General features: G+C 66.4%; 17 protein-coding genes. 4 read left to right on the top strand and 13 right to left on the bottom strand.

Features of this window, described 5'->3' with window-relative positions; all coding sequences use genetic code 11:
* The first annotated feature begins 104 nt into the window (after positions 1 to 104).
* Positions 105 to 1,208, top strand: a complete 1,104-nt coding sequence (locus AC5RTE_RS03675; protein WP_494040018.1) for an ADP-ribosylglycohydrolase family protein — start codon at positions 105 to 107, stop codon at positions 1,206 to 1,208.
* A gap of 32 nt (positions 1,209 to 1,240) precedes the next feature.
* On the opposite strand, the gene AC5RTE_RS03680 is transcribed toward AC5RTE_RS03675, so the two are convergent.
* On the bottom strand, positions 1,241 to 2,254 hold the full coding sequence (locus AC5RTE_RS03680; RefSeq protein WP_494040019.1) for a 3'-5' exonuclease: 1,014 nt from the start codon (positions 2,252 to 2,254) through the stop codon (positions 1,241 to 1,243).
* A 147-nt stretch (positions 2,255 to 2,401) separates the two neighbouring features.
* On the opposite strand from AC5RTE_RS03680, the gene AC5RTE_RS03685 reads away from it, so the two are divergent.
* On the top strand, positions 2,402 to 3,196 hold the full coding sequence (locus AC5RTE_RS03685; protein ID WP_494040152.1) for a DedA family protein: 795 nt from the start codon (positions 2,402 to 2,404) through the stop codon (positions 3,194 to 3,196).
* Between the two features lie 101 nt (positions 3,197 to 3,297).
* Here AC5RTE_RS03685 and rdgB read toward each other — a convergent pair whose 3' ends face one another.
* The 6 genes from rdgB to clpS form a co-directional block, all read right to left on the bottom strand.
* Positions 3,298 to 3,954 carry an RdgB/HAM1 family non-canonical purine NTP pyrophosphatase gene (gene rdgB, locus AC5RTE_RS03690; protein ID WP_494040020.1) on the bottom strand — a complete coding sequence of 219 codons (657 nt, stop codon included), beginning with the start codon at positions 3,952 to 3,954 and terminating at the stop codon, positions 3,298 to 3,300.
* Positions 3,951 to 4,709 (bottom strand): ribonuclease PH, encoded by a 759-nt coding sequence (gene rph / locus AC5RTE_RS03695; RefSeq protein ID WP_494040021.1) that lies wholly within the window; start codon positions 4,707 to 4,709, stop codon positions 3,951 to 3,953. The genes rdgB and rph overlap by 4 nt, the downstream gene beginning before the upstream one ends.
* A gap of 65 nt (positions 4,710 to 4,774) precedes the next feature.
* Positions 4,775 to 5,572 (bottom strand): MBL fold metallo-hydrolase, encoded by a 798-nt coding sequence (locus AC5RTE_RS03700; protein ID WP_494040022.1) that lies wholly within the window; start codon positions 5,570 to 5,572, stop codon positions 4,775 to 4,777.
* A complete protein-coding gene (murI, locus tag AC5RTE_RS03705) occupies positions 5,569 to 6,585 on the bottom strand; it encodes a glutamate racemase (protein WP_494040023.1) in 1,017 nt (338 codons plus the stop codon). Before murI ends, AC5RTE_RS03700 begins: the two co-directional genes overlap by 4 nt.
* Before the next feature lie 102 nt (positions 6,586 to 6,687).
* Complete coding sequence (locus tag AC5RTE_RS03710) at positions 6,688 to 7,254, bottom strand: DUF2017 domain-containing protein (RefSeq protein WP_494040024.1); 567 nt, start codon at positions 7,252 to 7,254, stop codon at positions 6,688 to 6,690.
* A complete protein-coding gene (gene clpS / locus AC5RTE_RS03715) occupies positions 7,247 to 7,630 on the bottom strand; it encodes an ATP-dependent Clp protease adapter ClpS (protein WP_494040025.1) in 384 nt (127 codons plus the stop codon). The genes AC5RTE_RS03710 and clpS overlap by 8 nt, the downstream gene beginning before the upstream one ends.
* A 114-nt stretch (positions 7,631 to 7,744) precedes the next feature.
* On the opposite strand from clpS, the gene AC5RTE_RS03720 reads away from it, so the two are divergent.
* On the top strand, positions 7,745 to 9,073 hold the full coding sequence (locus tag AC5RTE_RS03720) for a nicotinate phosphoribosyltransferase (RefSeq protein ID WP_494040026.1): 1,329 nt from the start codon (positions 7,745 to 7,747) through the stop codon (positions 9,071 to 9,073).
* Between the two features lie 9 nt (positions 9,074 to 9,082).
* A complete protein-coding gene (locus tag AC5RTE_RS03725) occupies positions 9,083 to 9,721 on the top strand; it encodes an isochorismatase family protein (RefSeq protein WP_494040027.1) in 639 nt (212 codons plus the stop codon).
* A gap of 93 nt (positions 9,722 to 9,814) precedes the next feature.
* On the opposite strand, the gene AC5RTE_RS03730 is transcribed toward AC5RTE_RS03725, so the two are convergent.
* The 6 genes from AC5RTE_RS03730 to AC5RTE_RS03755 form a co-directional block, all read right to left on the bottom strand.
* A complete protein-coding gene (locus AC5RTE_RS03730) occupies positions 9,815 to 11,596 on the bottom strand; it encodes a DEAD/DEAH box helicase (RefSeq protein WP_494040028.1) in 1,782 nt (593 codons plus the stop codon).
* Positions 11,596 to 11,937, bottom strand: coding sequence for a DUF3039 domain-containing protein (locus tag AC5RTE_RS03735; RefSeq protein WP_494040153.1), 342 nt, complete (start codon positions 11,935 to 11,937; stop codon positions 11,596 to 11,598). The genes AC5RTE_RS03730 and AC5RTE_RS03735 overlap by 1 nt, the downstream gene beginning before the upstream one ends.
* Positions 11,938 to 12,057: 120 nt before the next feature.
* Positions 12,058 to 12,840 carry a glucosamine-6-phosphate deaminase gene (gene nagB / locus AC5RTE_RS03740; protein WP_494040029.1) on the bottom strand — a complete coding sequence of 261 codons (783 nt, stop codon included), beginning with the start codon at positions 12,838 to 12,840 and terminating at the stop codon, positions 12,058 to 12,060.
* A 60-nt stretch (positions 12,841 to 12,900) separates the two neighbouring features.
* Positions 12,901 to 14,472, bottom strand: coding sequence for a transporter (locus AC5RTE_RS03745; RefSeq protein WP_494040030.1), 1,572 nt, complete (start codon positions 14,470 to 14,472; stop codon positions 12,901 to 12,903).
* A complete protein-coding gene (locus AC5RTE_RS03750; protein ID WP_494040031.1) occupies positions 14,454 to 15,248 on the bottom strand; it encodes an ABC transporter ATP-binding protein in 795 nt (264 codons plus the stop codon). The genes AC5RTE_RS03745 and AC5RTE_RS03750 overlap by 19 nt, the downstream gene beginning before the upstream one ends.
* A gap of 90 nt (positions 15,249 to 15,338) precedes the next feature.
* Complete coding sequence (locus tag AC5RTE_RS03755; RefSeq protein WP_494040032.1) at positions 15,339 to 15,626, bottom strand: DUF3253 domain-containing protein; 288 nt, start codon at positions 15,624 to 15,626, stop codon at positions 15,339 to 15,341.
* Positions 15,627 to 15,631 lie beyond the last annotated feature (5 nt).

The following is a 15,631-nucleotide window of genomic DNA, read 5'->3' on the forward strand; positions in this document are numbered from 1 at the left end:
CAGGCGGGCACATGGTGGGACCTTAGGGTAGACGGATTGCGGTGCGCTTTCGGCTGCCCGCAGCTGCGGAAGGCGGCCGCGGCGCACCACGGTAAATTTACTGCATGAGCATCGAGCCGGACACATCCAAGCCCTCCCTGAAGTCCCGCATCCACGGCTGCCTCCTGGGTGGTGCACTGGGGGATTCCCTGGGCTACGCCGTGGAGTTCGACTCGATTGATCAGATCCGCGACCGCTTTGGCGCTTCCGGCCTTACCGGTTTTGATGCCATCGCAGCGAGCAGCCACTTTTCGGACGACACGCAGATGACGCTGTATACCGTTGACGGCCTGGTGGAGGCTCTGGAGTGGGCGAACTCCGGAGTGGGCGCGGACGTTAACGCCTGCCTGTGGCTGGCGTACCTGCGGTGGCTTGCAACGCAAGGGGAAGCAGCTCCGGCATCGGCCCCCGTGCCCCAGCCCCGGTGGATCGACGAACAGCAGGTGCTGCACCAGCGGCGGCATCCGGGCAAGGCGTGCATTTCCGGCCTGGCAACGGGCGAAATGGGCACCTCGGTCCGGCCCGTCAACCCGCAATCGAAGGGTTGCGGGACAGTGATGCGGTCCGCCCCGTTCGGGCTGATCCCGCACATAACGGCCGACGCCGTCTACAAGCTGAGTTCCGACGCCGCCTCCCTGACGCACGGCCACCCGTCAGCGCGCCAGAGCGCAGGAACCTTCAGCCTGCTCATCCACCACCTCGTCGCTGGTGACGGGCTGCGGGAAGCGGCGGCAGCAGCAGCGGCGCATGCCGCCGGGTTCGAGGGCGTTTCCCCGGAGCTCCCTGACAGGCTGGAGGGCGCTCTCCGGCTGGCCGGCAAGGGAATCGTGCCGCCGGAGGAACTGGCCCAGGCACTTGGCGGGGGTTGGGTGGCGGAGGAGGCATTCGCCGTCGCGCTTTACGCCGTCCTTGCCACCTTCCCCGACGGCGGCGGGCAGGCCCCCGGCGCAACGGCCGCGGACCCGGCGCAGCACTTCCGCGATGCAATCGCCCTGGCGGTGAACCACAGCGGCGACAGCGACTCCACCGGCTCGCTGGCCGGGAACATCCTCGGCGCCTTTTACGGCGAGGAGTGCCTGCCCGCCGAATGGCTGGAGGCCCTGGAGGCGCCGGAAGTGATCCGTGGCATGGCGGACCTGCTCGTAAAGGTCACCACCGGCGAAGGCTGACATTCCCAGCGGTTCCGCCGACTTCCACGCATTCAGGCGCTGACCGGCGCTGCCGCGAAGCTGCCCACCATCTGCAGGAATTCCCCCTCGGAGAGGACCTCGATGGCCTGGCCGCGGTCATGGAGCTCAAGTACGCGCCGTGCCTTGCCGGTGAGCCTGCCGGAGCGAAGGTCCGAAGCCACGAAACCGTCCCCCACCACCAGGACCGTGGTGCGGCCGGTAACGCGGCTTTCGGGCCGGGCACCCAGCTCGGCTGACCGGACCTTCGCTTCGGGCCGGCCCAGGGAAAGCTGTCCGGTGAAGACGACTGTCTGCCCGTAGAGCGGATGACCGGGATGGGCGTCGGGATTGGGGTCCGGGTTCGCCCCCTCCTCTGGCCAGCCCGTCTGGAACGGCCGGAGCAGCGCCGCTCCGCTGCCGGCTGCACTGGCGAGCGCGGCCAGGCTGGGCTTCGACAACCCGTCCCGTGCGGGGTCGAAGGCTTCCTGGCGGGGCATCACCAGCCCCAGGGAAAGATAGAGCTCGGCGATGCTGTTGGCTCCGTTGCGGCCGGCGATGTCGATCAGGATGCCTGCGCAGGCCCGGGCATCTTCGGCGGCGTCGTGGTGGTTGACCAGCGGCACGCCGGCTTCCTCGGCCGCGAACGGCAGCGAGTTTGACACCAGCGAGTAGCACCGCCGGGACAGCATCACGGTGCAGACGTAGTCGTAGCCCGGGCCGGCGAGGCCGGAGACTTCAAGGCCGGAACGGATGACCCCCAGGTCGAAGGCTGCATTGTGGGCGGCCAGGATGTCATCGCCGATGAAGGCGCCGATCTCGGGGAAGAGCTCGCCAAAGCGCGGCATCCCCGCCACGTCACGGGCCGTAATGCCGTGGATGCGAACGTTGTGGTAATCAAAGTGGTCGTAACTGGCAGGCGGGCGCATCAGCCACGAGGCTTCCTCAACGATCCGTCCGCCCCGGACCTTGGTCAGTCCTACGGCGCAGGGCGAGCCCCGGAACCCGTTCGCAGTCTCGAAGTCGATCGCCGTAAAGTCCAAACCCACGCGCCAACCTTACCTCCGGAGACCGTCCTTCCCTCGTCAGCTTCGCGGCCCTGTCATCGAGATCACCAGCAGGGCCTTCCTGGAGGGTCCTCCAGCGGCTGGTGCCGGAACCGCGTCAAGTACCCTTGGAAGGTGAACTTTCCTGTGATGAACGACTTCGCTGTGTCCATGCTGGGAGGTGCGGGACCGGTGCAGCCACAGCTGGCATCCTTCCTGCCCGACTGGCTGAACCCCCAGGTCTTCCTGGCTGATCCTGCCCTGGCACCCTGGGTGGTCCTCCTTGTGTGCGGCATCGTCTTCGCGGAAACCGGGCTTCTGGTGGGCTTCTTCCTGCCGGGCGACTCCATGCTCTTCACCGCAGGCCTGCTGGTGGCTACCGACACCATCAAGTTCAATGTGTGGCTTTTTGCGCTGCTGATCATTGTGGCCGCCATCATCGGCAACCAGACCGGCTACCTGATTGGTTCCAAAGCCGGACCGGCCATCTTCAATAAGCCCAATTCCCGCCTTTTTAAGCGTGAGAATGTTGAAAACGCCCATGCCTTCTTCGAAAAGCACGGCGGCAAAGCGCTGATCCTGGCGCGCTTCGTTCCCATCATCCGGACGTTCGTTCCCGTCATTGTCGGGGTCGCCCAGATGAACAAGAAGAAGTTCTTCCTCTTCAATGTGATTGGCGCAGTGCTTTGGGGCGGCGGCGTGACGCTCCTGGGTTACCTGCTGGGCGACCGTATCCCCTGGGTCCGCGACAACCTGGACATAATCTTCATCGCCATCGTCCTTGTGTCGGTCCTGCCCATCGGCATCGAGGTACTCCGCGGCCTGTCGGCGAAACGCCAGGCGAAGGCTTACGGCACGGACCCGGTGGACGAGTTCATCGAAGAGCATGCTCCTGAAAACGAGCATAAAACGCCCCGCAATGTCCAGGGCAGCCGCTCCGAGTAGCCTGCAGCGCCGCCGGCCCTGCCGGCTGCGGGCCTTTCCCTTCGGTTAAACAGCTGTGCTCCCCGTTCCGGCGGGGAGCACAGCTGTTTAACCAGTTTGGGTTACCGGCTGGCGTTTTGGAGCGCGTCGACCACGGCCGGCAGCAGCGCACGGAAGGCCTTGCCCCGGTGGCTGATCGCGTTTTTCTCATCAGCTGACAACTCCGCGCAGCTGCGGTTCTCCCCTGCCGGCTGCAGCACCGGGTCGTAGCCGAACCCGCCCCCGCCGCGGGGTTCACGCAGCAGGACACCCTCAAGCTGGCCGTATTCCACCACCTCGCGCCCGTGGCCGGCGGCCGAACCGGGAACAGCAAGGGCAGCGGCGCAGACAAAGGCAGCACCCCGGTGGGCGTCCGGCACGTCGGCGAGCTGGTTGAGCAGGAGCCGCAGGTTCGCGTCGTCGTCGCCGTGCCTGCCGGCCCACCGTGCCGAGAAGATTCCGGGAGCCCCGCCCATTACGTCCACAGCGAGGCCGGAGTCATCGGCGATGGCCACAAGGCCCGTCGCATCGGCGACAGCGCGCGCTTTCAGCAGCGAATTCTCGGCGAAGGTCACACCCGTTTCGACGACGTCGGGGGCGCCTGCCGCCGCCGCGTCCACCACCTGGGTATCGACGTCGAGCCCCGGCACTTGCCCGCGCAGCAGTTCGCGCAGCTCGCGGAGTTTGCCTTTGTTGTGGGTGGCAAGCACCAGGCGCGGCGCAGCGGGCACCGCGCTCACAGGGTGTCTGCCAGGGTTTCGCGCTGGATGGCGGCGAGCTGGGTGGTTCCCAGCAGGGCCAGGTCCAGGAGCTGGTCAAGTTCGGTGCGGTCGAAGGGCGCTCCTTCGGCGGTGCCCTGCACTTCCACAAACTTGCCGGAGCCTGTGACCACCACGTTCATGTCGGTCTCCGCCCGCACGTCCTCAACGTAGGGCAGGTCCAGCATCGGAACGCCGTCGATGATGCCCACCGACACAGCCGCGATGGTGTCGATAAGGGGCTGGGCGTTCCTGGCGATCAGTTTGTTGTCGCGGGCGAACCTGATGGAGTCGGCGAGGGCAACGTAGGCGCCGGTGATGGCAGCGGTCCGGGTTCCGCCATCAGCCTGGAGAACGTCGCAGTCCAGCACGATGGTGTTCTCGCCCAGGGCCTTGGTATCGATGATGGACCGCAGGGAACGGCCGATGAGCCGGGAGATCTCGTGGGTCCGGCCGCCGATTTTGCCCTTGACCGATTCGCGGTCGGAGCGGGTGTTCGTGGCGCGGGGCAGCATGGCGTATTCGGCGGTGACCCAGCCGCGGCCCTCCCCCTTGAGCCAGCGCGGCACTCCGGCCGTCAATGACGCGGTGCACAGGACCCTGGTGTTGCCGAACTCGATCAGGGCCGATCCTTCGGCCTGGTTGGACCATCCGCGGGTGATGCTGATGGGCCGGAGCTGGTCCGGGGCGCGGCCGTCGGCGCGCACGATGGGCACTGCAGTTGCTTCAGAAGTCATGCCTTTAGCTTATCCACTGCCGGCAGCAGCGGGAGTCCGGTGCCACGGCATGCACGGGGAAGCCTTTAGATGGTGTAGTGCACCCCGGCCACAGCCACGGCGACGTCGCCGCCGAACACCGGGCGGGCCTCGGCCATGACAGTGCTCGGTGACGTCCATACCGGAATATGGGTCAGCAGGAGCCGCCTCGCCCCGGCAGCGGCAGCAGCCTCTCCTGCACGTTTGCCGGTCAGGTGCACATCCTTGATGCCGTCGTCCCGGCCTTCCTCAAAGGCGGCTTCGCAGAGGAAAAGGTCAGAATCCTTGGCCGCCTCCTCGAGCCCGGCGCAGGAGTCCGTATCACCGGAGTAGGTCAAAGTCCGGGAAATGTTGTTGCCGTCCTTGTCCGGCTCCACCACTTCCACGCGGAGGGCGTAGCACTCCTCGATGGGGTGGTTTACTGCGAAGGGGGTCACGGTGAACGGGCCCACGGTCACGGCTTCCCGTTCGGCCCAGTTGGAGAAGTCGAACTCCTCGTGCATCCCCGGGTCCAGCTCCAGCCCGTAGGCGGTCGCCATCCGGTCTGCCGTGGCGGCCGGTCCCCACACCGGAATCCGGCCGCGGCCCCAGCCGCCGGGCTTCCACCGGACGGCAACGTGCAGGCCGCACAGGTCCATGCAGTGGTCCGGATGGAGGTGGGTGAGGAAGATTGCGTCGATATCCTCAAGGTCGGTGTACCGCTGGATGGCGCCCAGGGCACCGCTGCCCAGGTCCATGACCACCTTCCAGGTCCGCTCGCCGTCGTTCGCCGTCAGGAGGTAGCACGACGCCGGTGAACCGGGGCCGGGAAAGGACCCCGTGCAGCCTACGATGGTGAGCTTCACTGGCCGGAACCCCCCATGACGGAACTGCCCACGAAGTTGGAGATCCGGCGTCGGCTTCCGGCGCTTTGGGCCGCAGCGATCATCTCGGGCGTGATGCGGGCAAGGCTGCCTGTGGGGTACTGCGCGGCCACATGGTCGACGTGCCGGACCGAGAGCACTTCGGGCCCCAGGAACCTACGGGCCAGGGCCTCGAACTGATGGGCGTCGCCGGTTGCCACAAAGTGGTGTTCCGGAGGTATATCGCCGGTCCGCTGGAGGTTGTGGGTGGCCAGGGCGCGGTAAACGTCCTTGGCGGTTTCCTCGGCACTGGACACCAGGGTCACGTCCGCTCCCATGACGTAGGAGATGACGCCGGTGAGCAGCGGGTAGTGGGTGCAGCCCAGGACTACGGTGTCCACGCCGGCAGCCTTTAGCGGTGCCAGGTATTCCTCCGCGACGGCCAGCAGGGCCGGGCCGGTGGTGATGCCGGCCTCCACGTAGCTGACGAACTCGGGGCAGGCCACGGAGGTGATGTTTAGGTCCGGCGCGGCCGCGAAGGTGTCCTCGTAGGCACGGGAACCGACGGTGGCTGAGGTGCCGATCACGCCCACCCTGCCGCTCCGTGTTGCGGCAACGGCGCGGCGCACAGCAGGCTGGATGACTTCGATGACGGGAATGCCGTACTTGGCGGTGTACCGCTCCCGGGCGTCGCGCAGCACAGCGGCCGACGCCGAGTTGCAGGCTATGGTGAGCAGCTTGACACCGGAGTCCACCAGTTCGTCCATCACGCCCAGGGCGTTGGCCCGGACTTCCGCGATCGGCAGGGGGCCGTAGGGGCCGTGCGCCGTGTCCCCCACATACAAGATGGACTCGTTGGGAAGCTGGTCGATGATGGACCGCGCCACCGTCAGGCCGCCTACGCCGGAGTCGAAAACGCCGATGGGCCGTGATTCCACGGCGGCAGCCGGGAGGTCACCGGCTTCGGACACCGCTGCGGCTTGAGTTGACGGGTCCGTGCTCGAGGCTCTTGTCATGATTATTCGAGGATAGGTCTTCCCTGCAGCGTCAGGCACCATCTTGTGGCCTGCGACTCATGTCTAATTTGTCACAGCGCCGGGACCGGGGCGCCCCGCGGGTCAACGGCGGGTTTCCATGGACTGCAGCATGGCCTGGACCAGTGACTCCTGCAGCCAGGTGGCGAAGTTGTAGACCAGGGCCAGGTAGCTCTCAACGTCCTCGGCCTGGGACCAGTCCTGCATCAGGTGGACGTGCTCGGCGTCCTCCTCGTCCTGGATGTCCAGCCGCTCTGCCAAAACAAGCCGGACGTCGTTCAAGGCCATCGACCAGTGGCGGGCACCGTCAGCGGTCAGCACGATCTCGTCTTTATCCAGGTCAAGCGCCGCGGCCCGGAGCGCGCCGATCTTTGTTTCCCGCAGCGACCGCTCGGTGAGCTGGCGGAACTCAAGGGACGCTCCGTCGTCGTCCTTCATCACGTTGGGCAGGAGCCGCTTCACCGCCCGGTCGGTGGGGACCGCAACCTCCATGTCGAGGCCGATCAGGGCAGCCAGTGGATCCTGGCCCTTCCGCTCCTCGGGCTGAAGCATGGAGATGACGTCGTTGATGAGGCTGCGCAGCAGTTCACGTTCGGCCGGCTCCAAATAGCCAGTGATGCCTTTGAATCCGTACTTGAATGCCTTAGCCACGTTTCCCCTTGCCCTGGCCCGGCCCGCCGGACTTTCCCGAATTGCCGCCCGGCCCGCCGCTGGCCTTCTCCACCGTTGCCCACAGCCCGAAGCCGTGCATGGCGACCGCATGGCGCTCCACCTGCTCCTTGCTGCCGGAGGCAACAATGGAACGCCCCTTTTTGTGGACCTCCATCATGAGCTTGTTCGCTTTGCTTTCGGAGTAGCCGAAGTAGCTTTGGAACACGTAGCTGACATAGCTCATCAGATTGACGGGGTCATTCCAGATCACCAGGTTCCAGGGGATGTCCGGTGCGGCAAGGAAGTCTGTTGACTCCGCGGTGCCGGTCCGGGTGCCCTCCTGGGTATCAGGGCCGAGCGCAACGCTTAAGGTCATCTGTCCATTCTATGGGGAGGACGCGCCCACGCCGGCGGGTGGGCCCACGCAGGCGAGGGACCCGCGGCGAAGCGAAGCAAGACGTGGGAGCCGGCGGGGACTAGAGTGACTTTCGTGAGCACCTCTGCCGGCTGGGACCATCCCCGCACGTCCTTTTACACTGACCACTACGAGCTGACCATGCTGCAGGCATCGCTTCATTCCGGCGCCGCGCACCGCAAGTCCGTGTTCGAGGCCTTTGCCCGGCGGCTACCGGACGGCCGGCGTTACGGCATTGTGGCAGGTACCGGACGTCTCCTTGAGGGCATCGCAAATTTCCGCTTTGGCGAGGCCGAACTGGACTTCCTGGCCCGGACCAAGGTGGTCAACGAGGAGACGCTCGAGTACCTGGCGTCCTACCGTTTCTCCGGTGATATCTGGGGCTATCCGGAAGGGGAAGCGTACTTCCCGAACTCCCCCATCCTGATCGTCGAAGCCACCTTCGCCGAAGCGTGCATGCTGGAAACGTACCTGCTGTCCGTGCTCAACCACGACAGCGCCATCGCCTCCGCCGCATCCCGGATGGTCAGCGCCGCCGGCGGCCGTCCCTGTATCGAGATGGGCTCACGGCGCACCCACGAGGAAGCCGCCACCGCCTCCGCAAGGGCTGCCATCATTGCCGGCTTTGACAGCACGTCCAACCTGGAGGCGGGCATCCGCTACGGGATCAAGACCGTGGGCACTGCCGCTCACTCCTTCACCCTTCTGCATGACACCGAGCGTGATGCCTTTGAAGCCCAGCTTGCGTCCCTCGGTGATGCGACGTCCCTGCTCGTGGACACCTACGACGTCGAAGCGGCCGTGCGCACGGCGGTGGACCTTGCAGGTCCGCGGCTCGGGGCGGTCCGGCTGGATTCAGGAGACCTGGTGGCGCAGGCCCAATGGGTCCGCCAGCTCCTGGACAGCCTGGGAAACGAAAACACCAAGATTGTGGTCACTTCCGACCTGGACGAGTTCGCCATCGCCGCGCTCCAGTCAGCCCCCGTGGACTCCTACGGCGTGGGCACCTCCCTGGTCACCGGGTCCGGCGCCCCGACCGCCAGCATGGTGTACAAGCTGGTGAGCCGCACGGACGATGACGGCAACTTCGTCTCCGTTGCCAAGGCGGCCAAGAACAAGGCGAGTGTGGGCGGGCGCAAGTATGCGCTGCGGAAACTGAACGAACGGGGCATAGCCACGGCGGAGGTTGTGGGTGTGGGCGTCCGGCCGGAGGATGACGGGAATGACCGCCCGCTGCTGCAGCAGTTCATGAAAAACGGCGAACTGATGCCGGGCTGGACCGGCTCCGAAGGTGTGCTCCGGGCGCGCCGGCGGCACGCCGAATCCATGGCTGAACTTCCGGCCGTGGTCAACCGCCTTCAGCGCGGTGAAGCAGCCATCCCCACTATTTATGAAGACAACTGAGGAGGACTGATGTCCCGCGCCCTGATCATCGTTGATGTCCAGAACGATTTCTGCGAAGGGGGGTCGCTTGCCGTAGCCGGCGGCGCAGCGGTGGCAGGCGCCATCAGCGAATACGTCGATGCCCACCACACTGAGTTTGACCACATCGTGGCCACGCAGGACTGGCACATCAATCCCGGCGGCCACTTCTCAGAAACCCCGGACTTCATCGACAGCTGGCCGCCGCACTGTGTGGCCGGAACCCGCGGTGCGGAGCTGCACCCCGACCTGGACACCGAGTACATCGATGCCTATTTCCAAAAGGGCCAGTTCGCTGCGGCGTACTCCGGCTTTGAGGGATTGCAGGCGCCGGAAGACGCCGTTCCCACCGGGGAACGGCAACCGGGGGCACTTCCCGGCGCCGGCGACGCTGACCGGTATGCCGCAGCCGAGGATGCCATCGGCCTGGACGACTGGCTGCAGAGCAACGACGTCGAGGACGTGGTGGTGGTGGGCATCGCCACCGACTACTGCGTCAAGGCGACGTCTCTTGACGCAGTCCAGGCGGGCTATTCGGTGACGGTCATCCGTTCCCTAACGGCGGGAATCGCGAAGGACCTTGAGGAAGCGATCACCGAAATGGAGCTGGGTGGCGTGGACGTCGCCTGAGCCCTTCTCCGCCACGCAGGTACGCAGTGACTCGAGTGGCCCGGTGCTCAGCACCGGGCCACTTTCACTTCCGAAGCACTTCTGCCGGCCCGCCTATTTGCGGCCGATAAACCAGTCCTGAAGCTTCCGCAGACGGGACTGCAGCTGTTCCTCATTGGCCTGTGCAACCGGTGGACCGCCGCAAACAGTCCGCAGCTTGGTGTGGACCACGCCGTGGGGCGTCCCGGTACGGGCTGACCAGGCAGCGACATTCTTGGCCAGTTCATTCCGCAGGTCCATCAGCATCCGGTGGTCCGGAACGGCCGGAGCCGCAGTTTCTGCCGCCGCGGGAGCACGCCGGCTCTTGCGGTTGAGCTGCTCATGCTGGCGCTGGCGAAGCAGCGTGCCCACCTGTTCGGCGTCCAGCAGCCCGGGAATCCCCAAAAAGTCCATCTCGTCATCAGACCCCACCTCACCGCCGGTGCCGAATTCGCCGCCGTCGAACAGGACACGGTCAAAGGACGCCTGCGAGTCCAGGGCCTCGAACTTGCCCTTCGCGAGGCTGTCTGAGGCCTTGTCCTCGCGGTTGGCTTCCGCCATCAGCGAGTCCTCGGGGTTGAAGAGGCCGTCCCCGTCCTCTTTCTCGGGGCGGTCAAGGGCGTGGTCGCGCTCGGCTTCCATGGAGTTGGCCAGGGCCATCAGCTGCGGCACGGACGGCAGGAAGACTGACGCCGTCTCACCCCGCTTGCGGGCACGCACAAAGCGGCCCACCGCCTGGGCGAAGAAGAGCGGGGTGGACGTTGACGTCGCATATACCCCCACGGACAAGCGGGGCACGTCAACGCCTTCGGACACCATCCGCACGGCAACCATCCAGCGCTTCTCGCTGGCCGTGAATTCCTCGATCTTGCTGGAGGCCTTGGCGTCGTCGGAAAGGATGACCGTGGGTGACTCCCCGGTGATGCGCTTCAGCTGTCCGGCATATGCCCGGGCATCCTCGTGGTCAGTGGCGATGACCAGCCCGCCGGCGTCGGGGACGGTGCGGCGCACCTCGCTGAGACGCTTGTCCGCCCCGGCAAGCACGGCAGGGATCCATTCGCCTGCCGGGTTCAGCGCCGTGCGCCATGCGTGCGAGGTGATGTCCTTGGTGACCGCAGCCTCGCCCAGGGATGCCGCCATCTCCTCTCCCGCGCTGGTCCGCCAGCGCATCTGCCCGGAGTAGGCCATGAACATCACCGGCCGGACCACGTGATCCCGCAGGGCGTTGCCATAGCCATAGGTGTAATCCGCCCTGGACCGGCGGATCCCGTCCCGGTCCTCGGCGTACTCCACAAAGGGGATGGGTGAGGTGTCCGAGCGGAACGGCGTACCGGTCAGGGAAAGCCGGCGCACCGCGGGATCGAACGCCTCGCGGAGGCCGTCGCCCCAGGACAGCGCCTCGCCGCCGTGGTGGATTTCGTCCAGGATCACCAAAGTTCGTGCGGCCTCTGTTTTGGCCCGGTGCAGCATGGGCTTGCTGGCAACCTGCGCGTACGTAACAGCGACGCCTATAAATCCCCGGCCGTGCTGGCCGTCAGAGTTCTTGAAGTTGGGGTCGATGGCTATTCCCACCTTCGCCGCGGCATCTGCCCACTGGCGCTTGAGGTGGTCCGTGGGCGCGACGATGGTGACCCGGTTGACCGCGCCGGAGTCAATAAGGGTTGACGCGACCCGCAGCGCGAAGGTGGTTTTACCGGCGCCGGGCGTTGCCACGGCCAGGAAGTCCCGGGGGCTTGTCCTCAGGTAGAGGTCCAGGGCTTCCTGCTGCCAGGCACGGAGTTTCGGGGCGGTTCCCCAGGCTGCGCGTTCCGGATAAGCCGGAGGCAGGGTGGGGCCGCCAAAAAGCGTCTCCGTCACTACTTGTTGTTGCCTGAGTCCCCTCCGGGACCCTTGCCGCCGTCGTTGCCCGGGCGGAGGCCGTCATAGACCTCTTTGCACATCGGGCACACCGGGAACTTCTGCGGGTCGCGGCCGGGCGTCCAGACTTTACCGCACAGGGCGATGACGGGTTCGCCGGTCAGCGCGGACTCCATGATCTTTTCCTTGCGCACGTAGTGCGAAAAGCGCTCACGGTCTCCGGGTTCCACTTCCTGGCGCAGTTCCTCGCGCTCAATGGTGGCCGTGGACGTTCCAGTCCCGGAAAGCTCGCGCATCGGGTCGTTTTCGAGAGGGTCCGTCATGCTAGTCATGCCACCCATCTTAGCCTTTCCCTCAAGGGGAAGTTCGACGGCGGCGCCTCCCCGGCCGGGGGAAACGGCACCCCGCCGCCTGCCGTCGTCGTACTTTTTTCCTGCCTGCCCGCGGTTGTTGCCAGCCATTCAGATGCCCTGCCAGGCGGGCTTGTTGTCGTAGGTGTGCCGGTAAAAGTCGGCCAGTTTCAGCGCTGAGGCCGCTGCCTCGTCCAGCAGGACGGTGGCGTGGGGATGGAACTGCAGTACTGACGCAGGGCAGATGGCGGACACCGGCCCCTCGACAAAATCGCGGACCGCCTGCGCCTTTTGCGCTCCGGTTGCCAGGAGGATCACATGGCGGGCATCCATGATCGTTCCCAGGCCCTGTGTCAGGACGTGGTGCGGGACCTCGGCCAGGCTGCCGAAAAACCGGGCGTTGTCCCGGCGTGTCTGTTCAATCAGGCTCTTGATCCGGGTCCGGGATGCGAAGGAGGAACCTGGCTCGTTGAAGCCGATGTGGCCGTCGGTGCCGACCCCGAGGAGTTGCAGGTCGATGCCGCCGGCAGCGGCGATTGACTCCTCGTAGGCACGGCAGGCCCCGGGAATGTCCGCGGCAGTCCCGTCCGGGCCGTGGACATTCTCCGGGGCGATGTTGACGCGGTCCGTAAATTCCCGCCGGATGACCTCGCGGTAGGACTCGCGGTGGCCGGCCGGCAGGCCCACGTACTCGTCCAGCGCAAAGCCGGAAGCTCCGCTGAAGTCCAGGCCGTCACGCTCGTGGCGGGCGGCGAGCTCATCGTAGACCGGCAGCGGCGACGATCCGGTGGCAAGCCCCAGGACTGCGTCCGGCTTGCGCCGCAGCAGCTCCCCGATGGCGTCCGCGGCGAGCTTTGCAATCTGTTTGCTGCCGTTGAGGATGACTACTTCCATGCTGTTCCCTTCGGGGCCGTGTCAGCTTCGTTGCCTGTTAACTGCTCCATCATGCACTCCTCAGCGGTTCACTGTTACTTGGGCCAGCAGCTCGGGGCCACGGGCGTCCAGCCATCTTCCGCCGAGCCGGACCCCCACCACCAACAGGCCCGCGCCCAGCATGGGCCCGACGGCAAGGTTCAGCCAGCCGAACAAGCTGTTGCCAGTGAGCAGTTGTGCGGCCAGGAGGGCGGCCTCGGGCAGCACCAGGACCATCAGGACGCCCAGCCCGGCGAACTGCACGGCGAGGGTCTGGCCCACGTTTCCAGGGGGCTTCTTGAAGGGGCTGTCGCCGGGCAGCGGAACCGCCACCGTGTACCGGGCCGAGACCACGGAGGACAATCCCAGTCCCGTAAAAAGGATCCCCAGACTCAGTCCCAGCTGGCCAGGCAACAGGCCCCAATCGCCGGTGAAGGCAGGGTAACCGGCGGCGAACAGCAGGACCACCGGCAGTGCGAAGGCCAGGCACGCCAGGGCCCGTCCCAGCCTGTCGTCCACGCCGCGGACCCCGCAGGCCAGGTGCAGGGCAAAAGCGGTGTTGTCGTAGGAGACATCAGCGGAGATGGACCAGGCGAGGATGAAGGCTGTCATCGGGGCCAGGAGCGCCAAAGTGCCGAAATCGCCGGTTTGGCTGCCCTGGAACACGAGCACCACCGGAAGGAGCGGGATCACGATGAGGGAGCCGGAGTAGCGGGGGTCCCGGATCCAGTAAGTGAGCGCCCTGGCCATGACCGCGCCGGCAGGAACAGCGGGCAGGACGCCGAGCAGCCCCAGTTTGCCGCCCGTCCGCTTGCCGCCGCCGGAGTAGGGCGGGGTGACAAGTGCCCGCTCCAGCAGCAGCTTCCAGCACCACCCCAAGCCGGCGAGCACCGCGATGGAAATGACCAGCTTCAAGGCCGCTGCGCCTGGCGCGCCGGCCGCGACGTCGCCGGCAAGGGCCCATGGGGCGCCCAGCGGAGTCCACGACAACACCCGGGCGACGTCCGGAAGGAATTCGCTTGAGGCAGTGATGCCGCGTCCTGCTCCCGCCAGGATCGGACCCAGGAGGACCAGCGGCACCATAAATGCGACCGCGCTGACGTCCTTGAAACGGCGCGACGACGCGAGGCCCGCCGTTCCCGTGGTCACCACTTTGGACAGCACGATGCAGGTCAGCACGCCGAGCGCTGCCCCCACCAGGGCTGCGAGCGCGGGCAGCACGCCCCGGGACCAGGTCACCACCGTGGACAGTGCCACCAAAGCTGTTGCCAGGCCCGGAATGCCGATCAGACCGCCCAGCGCCAGCCCCGCCAGCATCTGTTTCATCGGAACGGCGAACGTGGTGAAGCGGGCCGGGTCCAGCGTCAGATCGGTAGCCGACGCCACCACCGGAATAATGCCCCAGCCCAGGACCGCCGCCGAGCCGCCGAGAACCACGGCGGTGTACACCAGCTCGTGTTCGGCCCGGCGCAGCAGGACCAGCACCACCACCAGCGTGGCCACGATGCCCAGGGCATAGAGCCCGGCGAAGGCCATGCCGACCAGCTGCCAGGGGCTGCGGCGAAGTCCGTTGCGCAGCAGCGTGAGTTTGAGCCTTAGAAGGTGCGCAACCATTCCAGCCCCTCCGTGTGGCTGCGCCCGCCCACCAGCTGCACGAACCGGTCTTCCAGGGGCACTCCCCCGCGCACCTCGTCCACAGTCCCCGCAGCCAACAGCCTGCCGCCGGCTACCACTGCGACGTGGTCGCACATGCGCTGTACCAGGTCCATCACATGGCTTGAGACGATCACCGTGCCGCCGGAGGCCACGTAGCTGTCCAGGATTGATCGGATGTTGGCTGCGGACACCGGGTCAACGGCTTCGAACGGCTCGTCAAGCACCAACAGCCTGGGCGCGTGGATCAACGCAGACGCCAGGGCGATTTTTTTGGTCATTCCCGCCGAGTAGTCAACCACCAGTGTGCCGGCGTCCTGCGCCAGGTCCAGGGCAGCGAGCAATTCGCCCACGCGGCTGGCCACCACCTCCTTGTCCATGCCGCGCAGCAGCCCGGCATAGGTGATGAGCTGTTCGCCGGTCAGGCGGTCAAAGAGCCGCACCCCGTCCGGCAGGATCCCCATCATCCGCTTGGCCTCCAGCGGCCGGGCCCAGACGTCCACGCCATGAACCACGGCGGTGCCGAAGTCCGGGCGCAGCAGCCCCGTGGCCATTGACAGGGTGGTGGTCTTGCCCGCGCCGTTGGGGCCGACGATTCCGAAAAAGGACCCTGCAGGGACGTCCAGGCTGATGCCGTCCACCGCGATCTTTTGCCCGAACCGCTTAACCAGCCCCCGGATGGACAGTGCGGCTGCGGGACCGGCCGGCGGAGCCGGGTCACGTTGCTGGTCAGTCATGATGCCAGACTAGTCCCCGCGGCGGGGAAGCCGGGTCCCCCTGCAGGAACAGCGGAAAAAGCGCAGGACCCCCGGCCGGGCGGCCTGTTGCTATCGAGCCTTGCGGATCCGGATGGGTCCTTTGGCCGTGGCGGGATCAACCACCGAACCGCCCTGGGTGATCACCACCTCGCCGGCATCAACCAGCCGCCGGGCGGCCCTGCGGGCAGGCTCCATGAGGTCGCGCCAATTCTCATCGCCAACAGCCCGGGCTGCGTCCGAAGGGCAGATGGTGGAGGTTGCAGCCCTGGCGGCAAGCAGTTCCAGGATGGTGTTTTCCAGCTGCCGGTTGATGCCGTCGCCAGGGTCCTGCCCCTTGCCGTCCTGCCCTTTCGTCATGACGA

The organism is Arthrobacter sp. K41 (assembly GCF_059089645.1).

Excerpts from the sequence above, each read along its gene's own strand:
- AC5RTE_RS03675 (WP_494040018.1), top strand. The coding sequence starts at position 105 with ATGAGCATCGAGCCGGACACATCCAAGCCCTCCCTGAAGTCCCGCATC.
- AC5RTE_RS03685 (WP_494040152.1), top strand. The coding sequence starts at position 2,402 with ATGAACGACTTCGCTGTGTCCATGCTGGGAGGTGCGGGACCGGTGCAG.
- rph (WP_494040021.1), bottom strand. The coding sequence starts at position 4,709 with ATGACTTCTGAAGCAACTGCAGTGCCCATCGTGCGCGCCGACGGCCGC.
- murI (WP_494040023.1), bottom strand. The coding sequence starts at position 6,585 with ATGACAAGAGCCTCGAGCACGGACCCGTCAACTCAAGCCGCAGCGGTG.
- clpS (WP_494040025.1), bottom strand. The coding sequence starts at position 7,630 with ATGACCTTAAGCGTTGCGCTCGGCCCTGATACCCAGGAGGGCACCCGG.
- AC5RTE_RS03725 (WP_494040027.1), top strand. The coding sequence starts at position 9,083 with ATGTCCCGCGCCCTGATCATCGTTGATGTCCAGAACGATTTCTGCGAA.
- AC5RTE_RS03735 (WP_494040153.1), bottom strand. The coding sequence starts at position 11,937 with ATGGGTGGCATGACTAGCATGACGGACCCTCTCGAAAACGACCCGATG.
- nagB (WP_494040029.1), bottom strand. The coding sequence starts at position 12,840 with ATGGAAGTAGTCATCCTCAACGGCAGCAAACAGATTGCAAAGCTCGCC.
- AC5RTE_RS03745 (WP_494040030.1), bottom strand. The coding sequence starts at position 14,472 with ATGGTTGCGCACCTTCTAAGGCTCAAACTCACGCTGCTGCGCAACGGA.
- AC5RTE_RS03750 (WP_494040031.1), bottom strand. The coding sequence starts at position 15,248 with ATGACTGACCAGCAACGTGACCCGGCTCCGCCGGCCGGTCCCGCAGCC.
- AC5RTE_RS03755 (WP_494040032.1), bottom strand. The coding sequence starts at position 15,626 with ATGACGAAAGGGCAGGACGGCAAGGGGCAGGACCCTGGCGACGGCATC.